This window comes from Oscillochloris sp. ZM17-4 (genome assembly GCF_019599295.1).
In the GTDB taxonomy this organism is placed as follows: domain Bacteria; phylum Chloroflexota; class Chloroflexia; order Chloroflexales; family Chloroflexaceae; genus Oscillochloris.
Map to the genome: position 1 here is coordinate 1 of NZ_JAIEWN010000075.1, position 14,471 is coordinate 14,471.

Here is a 14,471-nt window from a genome sequence, read left to right on the forward strand (position 1 = left end):
CTCGATGGGCGGCGTGGTGGCGGCCTACGCGGCGCTGGCCGACGGCGGCGGGCGAATCGGGCGGCTGGCCCTGCTCGACGCCAACTTCTACCGGCGCAACGGCCCGCCCATCCCGATCTTCCCGCCGCTGCCGAGGCTGCTGGCGGCCCGCTTCTACCGCCCGTCGGCGCGCGAGGCGAGCCTGCGCCGCTGCTTCGCCGACCCGTCCCGCGTCACGCCGGCGCTGCTCGACCGCTACCTGGCGCCGACCCGCGCGCCGGGCGCCCGCGCGAGCCTGGCGGCCTTCCTGGCGACGCCCGGCCCCGCGACCTACGCGCAGCTGCCGGCGCAGCTACGCCTGCCCGCGCTGGTGCTCTGGGGGGCCGAGGATGCGCTCTGGCCCCTCTCCGACGCCCGCCGGCTCCAGGCCGAGGTGGCCGGGAGCCAGCTACATATCGTGGCGGGCGCGGGGCACATGCTCCAGGAGGAGCGGCCGGCCGAGGTGGCGGCGCTGCTGCGCGCCTTCGCCGCCGGCGGCTAGGCGCGGCCCGCGATCAGGGCGCGGGCGCGATCAGGCTGCCGGGGGTGACGACCGTGGCGTCGCGGATGAGCAGGTAGCTGTAGATCTCGTCGGACGGCGCCATCCAGAGCTCGTCGCTGCCGCCGGGGCCGTAGGCGTCGTAGGCGTGGTCGAGCACCTGCGCGAGGTTGCCCTCCTGGTTGCCGTGGGATAGCGTGTTGAACCAGAAGTGCCGGTCGGCCGCCTTGTTCGCCGCCATCCAGTCGAGGGTGGCGATATCCTGCGCCGGGTCGACCTCGATATTCGTGTCGCGGCCGATCTGGCGCATCCCCGCGCTCATCGCGGCGGCGGTCAGGTCGCCGCTGGTGTAGTCGACGCCGTCGACATTCATCAGCGGGTTGCCCTGCGACTCGTTGAAGCGCAGGGTGGTCTCCCCGCTCGCCAGCAGGTCATCGAAGACCGGGCCGTACTCGCCGATAAAGCACGGGGCGGCGAAGGTGATCAGCTGGTAGCTGGGGTCGTCTGAGGTGCTGACGATCTCCACCAGCTTGCGGTAGCCGTCGATGATCGTCTGCCGCAGCGTGCCGGCCGATGCGCCGCTGTCGCAGTTATGGTCCCAGCTGTGGTCGGCCAGGCTCCAGCCGCTGTTGCGCAGGGCGCGCAGGGCCGGCTTGTCGAGGATCCAGCCCTCGTCGCGCGTGTCGTCGATATCCTTGGCGATCAACATTAGGGAGGCCCGCCAGCCCTTGGCCGCGATCAGATCAACCTGGGCCTGGAGGAAGACATTGTCGTCCATGCCGTGGGACCAGGCCCATGCCTTATTGTCGCGCAGCGCCGCCTTCTGGATCGTCACGGTGGGCGCGGCGGCGGCGGCGAAGCGCACCGCCACAGCGCCGGCCTGGTCGGTGGTGAAGACGAGATCGCCGCTCGCCGGGTCGTAGCGCGAGGCGACGGGCGCGCCGTTAACCAGCGCCGAGGCGCCGCTGGCGCTGCCAAGGTGGACGATGTAGCTCAGCGCATTGTAGGAGAGGGCCGGGGCCGCCGCGCGGTCGATGCTGAAGGTGTAGGTGTACAGCCCGGCCACCGGCGTGGCCGGGCTGCTGGGCGTGGGCGATGTGGCCGGCGGTGTGGCCGTCGCCGCCTGCGGCGGGAGGGTGATGATCGGGAGGTAGGTGTCGGGCTGCGCCGCGCTCGCCCTGCCGAAGATGTCGCGGGCCGGCAGGTAGGCGAAGATGGCGCAGATCGCGGTGAAGGCTAGGGCCGCTATGATCAGGCGGGTGACTCGCATGGTGATACCTGTCGCTAGAGAGATGGGGGGCGCGTCGCTGCGGCGGGCCGCCGGTGGCCAGAGTCAGTATAGATCATTGCTCTGTGGCCATGGCTGACGTTCCTGTCATCGGCGGATAGGTAATTCTCCGGATTGATCTGCGGCGCGCGGCTGCTACAATAGAAATAGATGTGTATCCCTGTGAAATGAAAGAATGAAAGGCAGACATCTATGCGTTCCCGCTCACACCTCGTACGCCGGCTCGGCCTCGCCGCCCTGCTGCTCACCCTCTGCGCCCTGCTCGCGCTGCATACCGCCGCCCCGGCGCGGGCAGAGAGTGTTCCTGATCCATGCACCGATGATAGCTCGTACCTCCTCTGCCTCGGCGTGATGAAAAAAGGCGACCGCCTGACGAGCGGCTCGACGCTGACCTACACGGTTGTCGTCCCCAGCGGACAGCAGATCATTGTCGGCGCGATCGACGTGGGCGCGATTGGGCTACCGGGGGGCGAGGGCCATCCCCCGACCGTGACGGTCGATTGTCCCACGAGCGCGAGCACTCAGGCCCGTGTCCCTGCGAGCGGGCGGGGGGTTGGTGGGAAGTCTGTCTTCTGCACGCCCGTATCGACGAGCGGGAGCGCGACGGTGACGATCACGCTGCAGGGCACGAGCCACGCCGGGGTGAACTATGGCGTGTTTGCCCAGCGGCTCAACCAGGCGTCGTCCACCAGCTTCGACGGTCTGAACGAGGGGCAGGGCGGTACCAAGCCGTCCCTGGATCATCGCAAGATGAAGATCTTTTACATCCCCAATACAGACAACATGCTGAAGAAGCGCACGCTGGTGTTCTCGCCCTCATCCGCCTCTCGCGCCGCTGCGGCACTCTACCGCCAGGACGGGAATGTGCGCTGCGGCACCTTTAACCGTGAGGATGACGGCAGATACAAGGCCTGTGAGGTCTTTGAGGATGACTACCCGGACTACTATCTGGTGCTGATGAATGCTGGCGACACGCCGTTTAACTATGGCGTGAAGTTTAATCGGCCCTAGCGCAAGATCTGAGGGTGTGGGAGAGCTCTCCCACAAAAAACTGATGGTGCTGCCGCGCGGCGTAGCCGCGCGGCAGCACCATCAGTTTTTTGTGTGCCTCCTGGGCACGAAAACACTGCGCACGGAGAGGGTGTGGGAGAGCGCAGCTCTCCCACAGAAAACTGATTTTGCGGTGGGGCAGGGGCCTACGCGGGCGGGGTGAACAGCGCCGGCAGGTAGATCATATAGAAGAGCCGGATGGGCCGGCTGTTATCCCAGGGCACGCTGCCGATATTCACCCCGCCGATCACGACGCTGACCGGCTGGCCGGGGATTCCGCACCCCTCCGGCGCGCCCTGCCCGGCGGCCTTGACCTCGACCCGGAAGGCCACCTGCGTGACGCCGGCCGGCGTGAAGGTGCTCGATGTGCCACAGAGCGTGCTGCCGCTGTAGGCCTGCACCGGCAGGCCGACCTGCGCCGGAGCACCGTGTACGGGCAGGGTGCCGTAGAGGGTCGCCGGCGGCGTCGGGACAGCGGCCAGGCTGGCGTTGAGCTGGAGCGGCGCGCCGCCTGGGGGCACGATGAACCAGTAGCCGCGCCCGTACTCCAGGCTCCCCAGGTCGTTCACCCAGGCCGGCACATCTGCGTCGTAGACCTTCCACGGGTCGGCGGTGTCGCGCGCGTCGTAGTCGTGGATGGTGGTGTACTGACGCCCCGGTGCCGCGTTGAGCCTGGCCGTCGCCGCTCCGATCGTCTCGGCCTGGGGCCACGGGTAGGAGATCAGGTTCCAGCCCTCGTGTACGTCGAGGCGGGCCATCAGGGCGTAGATTCCCGCGCCGACGGCCGACGCGGCGATCTCATTGCGGTCGATGTCGGTGTGGGTCGCCTCCAGCGGCTCCCAGCCGTCCTGCTCCGTCCATCGGTAGAGCGCCAGGCCGCCCTCGGTGCCGGCGGGCAGCTCGCTGTCGAGGTAGGCGATCGTGACCGCGACCTCTCTGGCCGCGAGCGCGCTGGCGTCCATGTTCGTCACCAGCCGGTAGGCCTGCCCGACCACCACACCCCAGGGCGGCGGCGCGGGCACCTGCGCGGCCGTCTGCGCGGAGTAGTACTCGTCGGTGCCGATCGTGCTGTTGCTGTAGATCAGCAGCTGTCCGTCGGTCGAGGTGAGCAGCGGCGCGCCGCAGATGCAGGTGGCGCCGGGGCCGGCCAGGGCCGGGCCGGCGCTCGGCCCGACGCGGGTGTAGTCGGCGACCACCACCAGAGCCGGCGCTGCGCCGATGGCCGTCGGCGTCTGGATACGCACAAGCGCATTGTCAAACGCGCTGCCCAGGGTGATTGTCCCCTGGTACTTCGTCATGTCGGCGCTGAGCGCGAGCGATAGCCCGGCGGCCATGCCTGACTGGGGGTACACCCGCGCCTCCAGCGCCTGGCCCGGGCCGACGCCGACCACCCCGGCCGCCGCCACGCTGATCGTTATGGTCTTGTCGCCCGTCGGCGTGATGGTGGTGTCCGGATTCCAGCCCGTCCTGCTGATGAGATCCAGATCGCTCGTGCTCGGGCTCATCACCGTGCAGCCGACGAGCGAGGATGTGAGATCGTACGCGCAGAGCGTGTCGCCCTCCGCCGCTCCATAGGCGATCACCTGGTCGCGGCTGGGCGCGCCGAGGTCGAGCGCCTTGCTGCCATCCTGCTTGAAGAGGAAGGCCCGCGCCCGCGAGCCCGGCATATAGCTATAGGGCGTCGTGCCATTGATGTTGAGCGAGACGATCGGCGTGCTCAGCGCCGCGCTCGCGCCGCTGGTGGCGTTGGTGAGCTGGGTGACCGCGATGCGCAGGGCTGAGGGGCCGGGATGCTGATTGAATCGCTGTGGAACCGTGGCGATCTGCGGATAGAATCGCGTGATCGTCTCCCAGTCGGCCCGCTGCAGCTCCTTCTGCGACATCGTGCTGGCGCATGCGGTCTCCCATTCGGCATCGCGCGGGTGGAACTCGCTATAGTCGTCGCGGTAGGGGTCGGACATCGCGCCGCGGCACCCCGTCACGCTGATCAGCTGGCCCTGCGCGTCCCGCCCGATATAGTTATCCTCCAGGAACAGCGCGTAGTGCCCAAACTCGTGGGCCATCGCCCGCGCCCAGTCCTCGCCGACGGCGCCGCTCTGGCCGCCGTAGCGGCTCCAGACGCTGCCGATCACCACGCTGCCCGGCACATAGGTGCGATCCGGGAACTCCGAGTCGGGGGTGATCGCCTTGATGACTCCGCCCTGATCGGCGTGGGGCCGCAGGCGGTTGGTCGCGTAGACGTGGATGCCCGGCTCGGGCGGGTTGCTGCCGTCGGCCACGAGCCGCAGCGTGCCCAGAGCGGCCTGGCCGTCGCTCCAGTCGTAGAGCAGCTCGCTGGCCCGCTGGAGGTCGCTCTCCAGACGCCCCAAGAAGGCCGGGTCGTTGCGGGCGTCCCACTCCAGGTAGACCGGGACATCGAACAGGAACAGCGGTCGGGTTGAGACGGCGTCGAGGATCTGCAGGCCGTTGGCCCCCCCCCTGACGACGGTGAAGCTGGGCCGGCCGGTGTCAACATCGATGGGGCTGGTGTAGACGAGCCGCACATCGCGCTTGTCGGTCGGCTGGGCGGGGGCAGGGGCCAGCGCGGCGAGCAAGTCGCCCTCGCCGACCGCGCTGCGGCCAACCAGGAAGCCCTGGGCGTTGGTGGTTAGCGCCTTGCCCTCGGCGTCCGACAGCGCCGCGCCGCCGCGGCTCTGGGACGGATTCAGGCGGTAGACTGTCGCGCCGGCGACTGGCTGGCCGTCCAGCCGCACCTGGATCTGGGTGCCGCGGGCCCGGAAGAGCATTGTCGTACCGCCGCCCGAGGCGCGCGGCACGCTGCCGGCGGTCTGCCCGGTGTAGGTGAAGACCCCGGCCGCCCCGGTGCCCGGCGCGGCGGCGGCGGCGGCCTCCAGCCGGAACAGCACGCTATCGGAGCTGCCGAAGAACCCGCTCGCGAAGGTGTCCCAGCTGAAGGTGTAGGCCTGCCCGCCCTCTGGCGCGGCCAGGGCGCGCTGGCTGCCGGCCGGCAGCCAGGTGCCGCCGCCGTCCAGCGAGTAGAATCCGCGCACGACTCCGGCGCGGGTGCCCTGGCTGTCGGCCAGGCTGAACGGCACGCTGATCGTGGTCGTCTCGATGATCCTGGCGGTGGAGAGCAGGTCGCCGGCCGGGGTGCCCGGCTGGCGCACGGCCACCTTCGCCGGCGTGTCGGCCGGGGTGCCGATACCGGCGAGGCCATTGAGGTAGAGCTGGCTGGCCGCCCCGAAGACGCCCAGGGCAATATCGAGGCTGCCGTCGCGGTTGGCGTCGCCCAGGGCGATGCCGCGCGCGTTGGCGCTCGGTGCCCAGCCGGGGTCGAGGGTCAGGGCGCCGCCACTGTTGCGGTAGAGCTGGCTCGGCTGGTTGCGGTTGGCGACCACCAGATCGAGGTTGCCGTCGCCATCCACATCGCCCCAGGCGATCGCCCGCGCGGCGGTCGGCTCGGGCTGCCAGCCGGGGTCGAGGGTCAGGGTGCCGCCGTTGTTGCGGTAGAGCTGGCTGGCCTGGGCCTCTGCGCCCAGGGCCAGGTCGAGGTCGCCGTCGCCATCCACATCGCCCCATGCGATGCTGCGGGCCTGGCTGCCCGCCGTCGCCTGCCACGCCGCGCTATCGAGGGCCAGCGCCCCATTGGTGTTGCGGTAGAGCTGTCCTGCGTTGCCCGAGTTGCCGATGGCCAGGTCGGGGTCGCCGTCGCCGTCGATATCGCCCCAGGCCAGGGCGAAGGTGTCGGCCGCCGCCGCCGCCGTGAGGATCGTCGTGGTGCTCAGGGAGGTGCTCGCCCCGCAGGGGCCGGCCTGCGCCCCCGTCTTCACGTGGCAGTTGCGGTAGACCGCGTTCGGGGCGCCGTTATTGCCCACCGCCAGGTCGAGGTCGCCGTCGCCGTCCACATCGGCCCAGGCCAGGCTGGTGGTGGCCACGCTGGCCGGGGCCTGCCAGATCGGGGCGGCGGCGAACCCGCCGGCGCCGGCGCAGACGCCGCTGGCGCCTGGGTTGCAGGTGTTCATAAAGACCGTGCTCTGGCCGGTCGCCCCCACGGCCAGGTCGAGGTCGCCGTCATTGTCGGCGTCGCCCCATGCCACAGCGGTCGCGTTGAGCGTGGCGTCCGTCCAGATCGGGGTAGGATCGAACCCGCCGGGGCCGCTACATACGCCATTGGCGTTCGGGTCGCAGGTGTTGCGGAGCACGGCGCTCCCCGCATTGGCGGCGATCGCCAGGTCGAGGTCGCCGTCGCCGTCCACATCGCCCCAGGCGACGCCGCGCGTGTCCAGCGCCGGGGTGCCCCAGCTGACCGGGGCATCCGTGAACCCGGTGCCGAGGGTGTTGCGGTAGATCAGGCTGGGCTGACTCTCGTTGGCGAGGGCGAGATCGAGGCTGCCGTTATTGTCCACGTCGCCCCATGCGACGCCGCGCGTGGCCAGGGAGGACGACGGGACCCAGTCGGGGTCTTGCGTCAGCACGCCGCCATTGTTGCGGAACAGCTGGCTGCTCGACTTAAAGTTGCCCACGGCCAGGTCGGGGTCGCCGTCGCCGTCCACATCGCCCCAGGCGAGGCTCGTGGTGCCAGTGTTATTCGTGGCGGTGAAGACGGCCGTGTTGTCGAGGATCGTGGGCCCGCCGATGTTGAGGAAGACCTTGTTGCTATCGCCGTTATTGCCGACGGCCAGGTCGAGCTTGGAGTCACTATTCAGGTCGGCGAAGGCCAGCGCGTAGGTGGTGTCCGCGCCGGCGGGCGCCCACCCGGACAGGGCGAAGGCGGCGGCGGCCGTGCAGCCGGCCGGCGGCGGGCCGCAGGTGTTCTGGAAGAGCTGGCTCCCTGTTGTGCCGCTGTTGCCCAGGGCCAGGTCGAGGCGGCCATCGCCGCTCACATCGCCGAGCGCCACGGCCTTCGTCTGCGGGAAGGGGCCGGCCTGCCAGGTGATCGGCGCGCCCAGGCCGCCGTCGCCGGGGTTGAGGTAGAGCTGGCTGGCGGCCCCGTCGTTGCCGAGGACGAGGTCGAGGCTGCCGCTGTTATCCACGTCGCCCCAGGCCATGCTGCTGGTGTTGGGCGCGTCATCCGCGCCCCAGATCAGGCCGTCGCTCATGCCGACGCTGGCTCCGCAGGGGTTGGCGGCGGCGCTCCTCACCGTGCAGTTGCGGTAGATCTGACTGGCCGCGCCCTGGTTGGCCAGGGCCAGGTCGAGGTCGCCGTCGCCATCGACGTCCACCAGGGCCAGCGCCACCGTGTTCGCGATCGCCGGCGCCTGCCAGATCAGGCCGTCGCTCATGCCGACGCTGGCTCCGCAGGGGTCGGCGGCGCTCCTCACCGTGCAGTTGCGGTAGATCTGCGTGCGGCCATGCTTGCTCGCCAGGGCCAGGTCGAGGTCGCCGTCGCCATCGACATCGCCCCATGCCGTCGCCCAGCTCGCCTGGGCGCTGGGGGCCAGCCATCCCAGGTTCAGCGGGGCGGCGGCGGCCATGGCCGGCGCGCTGAGTCGGAGCGCGGCGGCCGGCAGGCCGGCGGCGAGCAGAGCGATAACCCCGAGGAGGGAGGCGTAGCGCCGGCGTCTGCCGTGGCGCGCCCCTGATGCGTGGCTCATATGTCCATCCTTCGTGTTGTCCGGTTACGGTCCGACGGGCGAGCGCCTGCCCGACACGACGCCACGCTGGGCGACGCCCGCCGCCGCGCCTAGCGCCAGGTACACGGCGCGATGTGGAAGCGCTCGCACTCGGCCGGGCTGAGGTCGCTGATCGCCAGTCCCGCCGCCAGATCGTACAGCTGGCCCTGGTTGAGCAGCGCGACGCGGGCGAACCCGCTGTTGTCCGCGATGAACAGCCTGGCCCCGTCTGGGCTAAAGGCGGCATCGTTCGGGCTATTCATCCCCGTCAGGCTCATCAGCAGCGTGCCCGTCAGCGCATCCCAGATCTGCGCCGTCCCATCGGCGTTCGTTGTGGCGAGCCGGGTGCCATCCGCGCTGAACAGGATCCGATAGCTCTCGGTGGTGGTGAGGTCAAGCGTCAGCCGCGCGCCATCGTCGAGGTCCATGATGCTCGGCGGGCTGCCCACGCCGGCGACGGCCAGCCGGCGGCCCTGCGGGCTAAACGCCACCGAGTTGATCGAGCTGTCGGCGGTCAGGTCGGGCACGGGCGACCCGCTGGCGAGATCCCAGACCCGCAGGCCATCGGTGCCGGCGGCGACCGCGAGCAGGCGCTTGTCGGCGCTGAAGCTGAGGCCTCTGGCCTGGGTCATATCGGAGGTGAGCTCCGACTGTATGCTGAGGGTCGCGACATCCCAGATCCGGACCGTGCCGCTGCCGCCGGAGGTCGCGAGCAGCGTGCTGTCGTCGCTGAAGGCCACGCTGAAGCAGGGGCCAGACGGGGTGCAGGCGAGCGTCTTCGGGTCGGCGGCGAGGTTCGCCGCCTGCCAGACATAGGTTTTGCCGCTCTCGCCCGCCGCCACCAGGTAGCGCCCGTCGGGGCTGAAGTGTACGTTGTAGATCGTGTTCTCGGGGACGGTCAGCGTCCGCATAATCTGGCCGCTCGCGGCGTCCCAGATCTTGACGAGGCCATTGATTCCGGTGGTGGCGATCTGCTTCCCGTCAACGCTGCTGGCAACGCCGTTGAGGGTCGCTCCGTGGACCAGGTCGAGGCTCCACAGGCGCACGGTCTGGTCGGTGCTGCTGCTGATCAGCGTGTCGCCGCGCGGGCTGATGCTCAGGCTGAGCAGCGGCGCCGTGTGGCCCATCAGGCGGAGCAGCTCCGCGCCGCTCGTCGGGCTCCAGACGCGGATCGAGGTGTCGATGCTGCCCGAGACCAGGAACGAGCCATCGGGCGCGAAGGCGAGCGCCTGGATCGTGTTGCTGTGCCCGACAAACTGGCCGATCTCACGTCTGTCGGCGAGATCCCAGAGATGCACCTTCAGGTCTAGCCCGCCGCTCGCCAGCGTTCTGCCATCAGGCGCGAACGCGAGGGCGATGACCTGCTGCGGGTTATCGGGGTTCGCGCCGGGCGAGATCAGATCGCCGGCCGGCGCGCCCGTCTGCGTGCTCCAGAGCCGAACATGCCCATCGTTATCAGCCGTGGCGATCAGGTCGCCCGCTGGGCTGAAGGCGACATTGAAGACCGGCTGATCGAAGAGGATGGGCGGCACATGGTCGGCGAGGGTGGCGGCGTCGAGCACACGCACCTGCGGGGTGCCGCCCTGGAGCGCGTGGTCGCTGATCGCGATCAGCGTGCTATCGCTGCTGAAGACGATCCGGCGCGGGATCATCGCATCGAAGGTGCGCGCGGTCGGCAGCGCCGCGCCCGTGCGGGCATCCCAGAGGCGCACCGCCTTATCGGTGCCGGTCGTGGCGATCCATCGTCCGTCGGGGCTGTAGGCGACGGCGCGCGCGCCGGGCTCGTGGGCGGCCGTTATCTGGGGCGGGGCCGACGGGTCGGCGCTGCTCCAGCGGATGAGGCTGCCATCATTCGCGGCTGCGGCGAAGCCGCTCCCATCGGGGCTGTAGGCCAGCGCCCAGGCGAGAGTGCCCGAGAGCGGGATCGTCTGCCGGATCCGCGACGTCTGCGCGGCCAGCTGGAGGGTCTGGGCGACCTCGGGCACGTCCGGGTCGCCGGTCTGCGTCGTGGTCGCCGCGCGCAGGGAGAGCATCAGGCTGAGCTCGGGGTTGATATCGAGCTGGGTCAGGGCGGCCGCGGCCAGCTCGCGGGCCTGGCTGATGCGGGCGTTGCGCTCGGCCATCTGCTCGTTGGCCACGGCCGTCTGGCGGTTCGCCTCGGCCTGGGTGTAGTTGGCGTCGGAGGTGGCCCGCGCGGCGATGGCGGCCTGCTCGTTGACCACGGCCTTGGCGTAGTTGGCGTTGGCCTGGTTGAAGAAGCTGACGGCGGTGGCGGCGGCGATCAGGGCCAGCACGGCGGCGATCGAGGCGCCGATGGCCAGGTTGCGGATACGGCGGGCCTGGCGGGCGCGCTCCTCGGCCCTGCGGCGCTCCTCGCGGCAGTTCTCCAGGAAGAGCTCCTCATCGGGGGTGAGCTCGCCGCTGTAGGCTGCGAGCCAGCCCTCGGCCTCGGCCAGCTCGGCATCGCGGAAGAGCAGGCTGGGCGGCTGGCCCTGGGCGGCCCAGATCTCGGCCTGGCGCTGGAGCGGGCTGAGGTTGGCCAGAAACCAGCGCGCGTTGCTGTCCCGCACCGGCCGGATCAGCCGGTCGTGGGCCAGCTCCAGCCACGTCACGCCGCGGCGGCGCTCCTCGCGCACCAGGTAGGCGTTGGTCAGCCCGTCGACGGTGGCGTCGCTCAGGCCGAAGCTGGCCTCGTTTCCCGCGAGCACCTGGCTGCGGAAGCCCTGGCGGGTGATCATCTGGGTGTCGAACCAGCTGCGCACGGCCCGCTCGACCGACTGGCTCTTGGCGCTGGCCCTGGCCACGCCGCTCTCGTAGTACTCCTCTAGGGCGTTGTCGATGCTGCCCAGAGCCTGTACATCCTCGGCGCTGATTGTCTGGCCGGCCACCTCCGCCTGCGCGTCGGAGAAGCGCCGCTCCCAGAGCCGGTAGCAGACAACCTGGAGCTGCACGGGCTCGACATTGGCGCCGGTGCGCTCGACAGCGCGGCCCTCGGCGTCCTGCACGACGATCTTGGCCAGGTCTGTGGCCAGCCGCTCGGCGACCCCCTCGGCGAACCCGACCCCCTTGCTCAGGGCCGGCCCGCGGATGGCCTCGGCGGCGGACTCGACGCCCAGCAGGTCCAGGCGGAAGGTGTTGGCGAAGCGGGTCGGCACCAGGTTCAGGTAGGGCTCCAGGGCTGCCACATACTCCTCGCGGATGGCGAAGAGCGCCCAGATCCAGGGGTCGGCCAGGGCGTCGCCGAGCTGCGCGAAGAAGGCGGCCCGGGTCGCCTCATCGGCCGGGTCGAGGGTCAGCACCTCCTCGAACTGGTCGAAGATCAGCACCTGGCCGTTCTCGACGCCCTGGCCGGCGCGCTGCGCGAGGTAGCCCGCCAGGGTCAGCCCGGCCAGGGCCTCGGCGGGCAGCTGCTCGTCGGCGGGGCGGGCGTCCTCCAGGCTCTGCATGACGCTGAGCAGGTAGCGGTTGGCCCCGGGCACGGGCGAGGCCGCGCCGACCCGGATGGTGGGCCGCACGGCGAAGCGGCGCTGCTCCAGCCGGGGGATGATCGCCGCCTGGATGAGCGAGGTCTTCCCGGCGCCCGAGGGCGAGTTCAGCAGGACGATCCGATCTCCCACCAGCAGGCTGAGCAGGTCGCGGGCCTCGCGGGCCCGGCCATAGATCTTCTCGCTCCGGCGGAAGGGGCGTGCGCCAATGTAGGGGTTGATGGGGGGCATATGATTGCAGATTGCAGATTGCAGATTGCAGATTGCAGATTGCAGATTGCAGATTGGAGGCAGAGCTCAATCTGCAATCTACAATACTAAAAGAAGGGGTTCTCATCGGCCGCGGCCACCGGCGCGGGCGCAGCCTTCTCCCACTCGCGGTTCAGCTCCTGCATAAAGTCATCGACGCTGCCCCAGTAGACGCTGATCTCCGAGCCGCGCGAGTAGGTCTCCAGATAGCGCCGGGCGCGCTCGGGGTCGAGGAAGAGGCCCTCCTCGGGCAGGATCTGGCCGGCGATATTGGCGTAGCGCGAGCGGCGCTGGCGGCCCTCGGGGCTGATCACGCTGCGGAAGAGCACGCGGAAGCTCCACTCCTCCATGCGGAAGCCGAGGAAGAGCATGCCGCTGTCGGCGATCGCGTCGCTCACCACCGGCGGGATCCACTTCTTGTTGCGGGTCACCCCGATCAGGTAGTCGAAGTAGTCGTCCTCGGTGAGCACCAGCGAGTCGGGGACCTTAGTGAGGCCGAAGAGGAAGAAGATCAGCGGCTGCTCGGGGCTCGGGGTATAGTTCGGGTCGTCGAGCACCGAGGGGAAGCGCATCAGGCGCTCGTTCCAGCGGCAGATCTCGACCTTCGGGCTCTTGCCGGCGGCGCGCAGCGCCTCGACCAGCAGGTTATCGGTGCCGGCGGTGACGTAGATCTTAAAGGGCAGCTTGGCGAGGACCTGGTAGGGGTCGGCGGGGTTCTGCTCGCGGCGCAGCTTGCCGGCGGCGGCGAAGACCTCTTCGAGCGGGGCGTCGGGCCTCAGCCCGCCGAGCTGGCTGCCGTAGCGGCGCAGGATCTCCTCGCGCATATAGGCGCTCAGCTCGCGGCGGGGCATCTGGGCGTCCTGGTTGACGCTGAGGAACTGGGCGACCTGGGGCAGCTCATCGCGCTGCTCCGGCGACATGGGGAAGTGGTACTTCTCGGCGAGGGCCGAGGCGATCTGGTCCTGCCCGCCGATCAGCCCCTCGCTGAGCTGCGGCCCGAGGATGGGCGTGCAGAGGCCGTCGGCGATGTTGCCGATCAGCGCCGGCCACTTCTCCAGGTTGGCGTCGCCGCTGAAGCTGGGCACATACCAGATCTGGCCGTTGCGCAGGCGCATGTAGAGCACGGGCATCCAGTGGTCGGCCGCGTCGCGGACGGCCCCGCGGGCCACGGCGACGGCGCGGTCGACCTGGCCGTCCTTGCGCAGCTCGCGGAAGAAGACCGGCATAAAGCGCTCGATCGTCGTCATGGCCACCTTGCCCTGCATGGCCAGCACGGCGGGGATGCCGGCGCGGGCGAGGCGCGGGCCGAGGGCGCTGAGCGGGTCGCCGTCGGCGGAGGTGGGCGCGCCGGCGCCGGCGCTCTCGCACGAGGCGAGCACGATCAGGCGCGGGCGCTCGCGCAGCTCGCCGATCCGCGTCACGATATCGACGCCGTCCGTCGGCGCGGCCTGGCCCTCATCGTCCTCCAGAAAGAGCACCGGCTTGCCCTTGGGGGTGATGGTGCCGTGGCCGACGATATAGAGGATGTCGTAGCCGTCGCGCAGCGTGTCGATTATGGCGTTGAGGCTGGCCCGGGCCGCGCCCTGGCTGGCCAGCTCGGTTATCGTGATCGCCTCGCCGAGGCCGGCGCGGGCGCGGGCCAGCTCGCCGGGCACATCGACGGCGGCCAGCCGAAACCGCTCGGTGAGGTTGGCGGGGTTGGCCACGACCACCAGCGCCTTCAGCTCGCTCTGCGGGCGCAGGCGCACCGGCCCCCAGTCGCTGCTGCTGAGGAAGCGCGAGAAGAACAGGCGCTCGCCCATCAGCAGCGGCGCGCCGTCCTTGGGGTCGCGCAAGGTCTCCCAGCGCAGGGACTGGAGCTCAGGGGCGGCCGGGTCTAGGAAGAGCCGCAGGCGCAGCACGCTCTCCTGGGCGGCGGTGGCGGCGCGCGCCTCGGCGAAGGCGGCCAGGACGGCCGGCTCGGCAAACACCATGGCGCTCAGCGCCTTGCCGTAGGCCTCCGGGTCCTGCTGGAGATCCTGGAGCGCGGCGGTGTCGAAGCTGGCCAGCGCCGGCCGATCGGTGCTGAGCCGGATATCGGCGGCATCGTCGGGGCGCGTGTAGCGCAGCTCGACCGTGAAGCTCTCGGCGTCGCGGCGGTAGAGGCCGATCTCGAGGTCGGCAAAGCCGGATGCTGCCATAGGTGTCCCCCCCCCAGCACATGCGCGTTCGGGCGTAGGTCGTAGAGCCGACGTTATGGTGGTAAGACAAGGTTCGTAGGCGATTTACAG

Annotated in this window: 6 protein-coding genes; 2 read left to right on the top strand and 4 right to left on the bottom strand. The window is 70.2% G+C overall.

The genetic code is table 11. The annotated features are described in order from the left end of the window. Positions 1-520, top strand: a 520-nt coding sequence (locus K2Z83_RS26400; RefSeq protein WP_220598158.1) for an alpha/beta fold hydrolase, incomplete at its 5' end; no start/stop codon positions are given. A 13-nt stretch (positions 521-533) separates the two neighbouring features. Here the strand turns inward: K2Z83_RS26400 and K2Z83_RS26405 are convergent. After that, the gene (locus K2Z83_RS26405) at positions 534-1,787 is read right to left on the bottom strand and encodes a polysaccharide deacetylase family protein (RefSeq protein WP_220598159.1); all 1,254 of its coding nucleotides are present in this window, start codon (positions 1,785-1,787) and stop codon (positions 534-536) included. Positions 1,788-1,997: 210 nt separating this feature from the next. On the opposite strand from K2Z83_RS26405, the gene K2Z83_RS26410 reads away from it, so the two are divergent. Further along, complete coding sequence (locus K2Z83_RS26410; protein WP_220598160.1) at positions 1,998-2,816, top strand: hypothetical protein; 819 nt, start codon at positions 1,998-2,000, stop codon at positions 2,814-2,816. 185 nt (positions 2,817-3,001) lie between these two features. Here K2Z83_RS26410 and K2Z83_RS26415 read toward each other — a convergent pair whose 3' ends face one another. The 3 genes from K2Z83_RS26415 to K2Z83_RS26425 form a co-directional block, all read right to left on the bottom strand. Then, entirely contained in the window at positions 3,002-8,449 is a 5,448-nt protein-coding gene (locus tag K2Z83_RS26415) for a VCBS repeat-containing protein (RefSeq protein ID WP_220598161.1), read from the bottom strand. Between the two features lie 89 nt (positions 8,450-8,538). After that, positions 8,539-12,183, bottom strand: a complete 3,645-nt coding sequence (locus tag K2Z83_RS26420; protein ID WP_220598162.1) for a WD40 repeat domain-containing protein — start codon at positions 12,181-12,183, stop codon at positions 8,539-8,541. A gap of 86 nt (positions 12,184-12,269) precedes the next feature. After that, positions 12,270-14,381: a CHAT domain-containing protein gene (locus tag K2Z83_RS26425; RefSeq protein ID WP_220598163.1), complete on the bottom strand. Its 2,112-nt coding sequence runs from the start codon at positions 14,379-14,381 to the stop codon at positions 12,270-12,272. Positions 14,382-14,471: the final 90 nt, after the last annotated feature.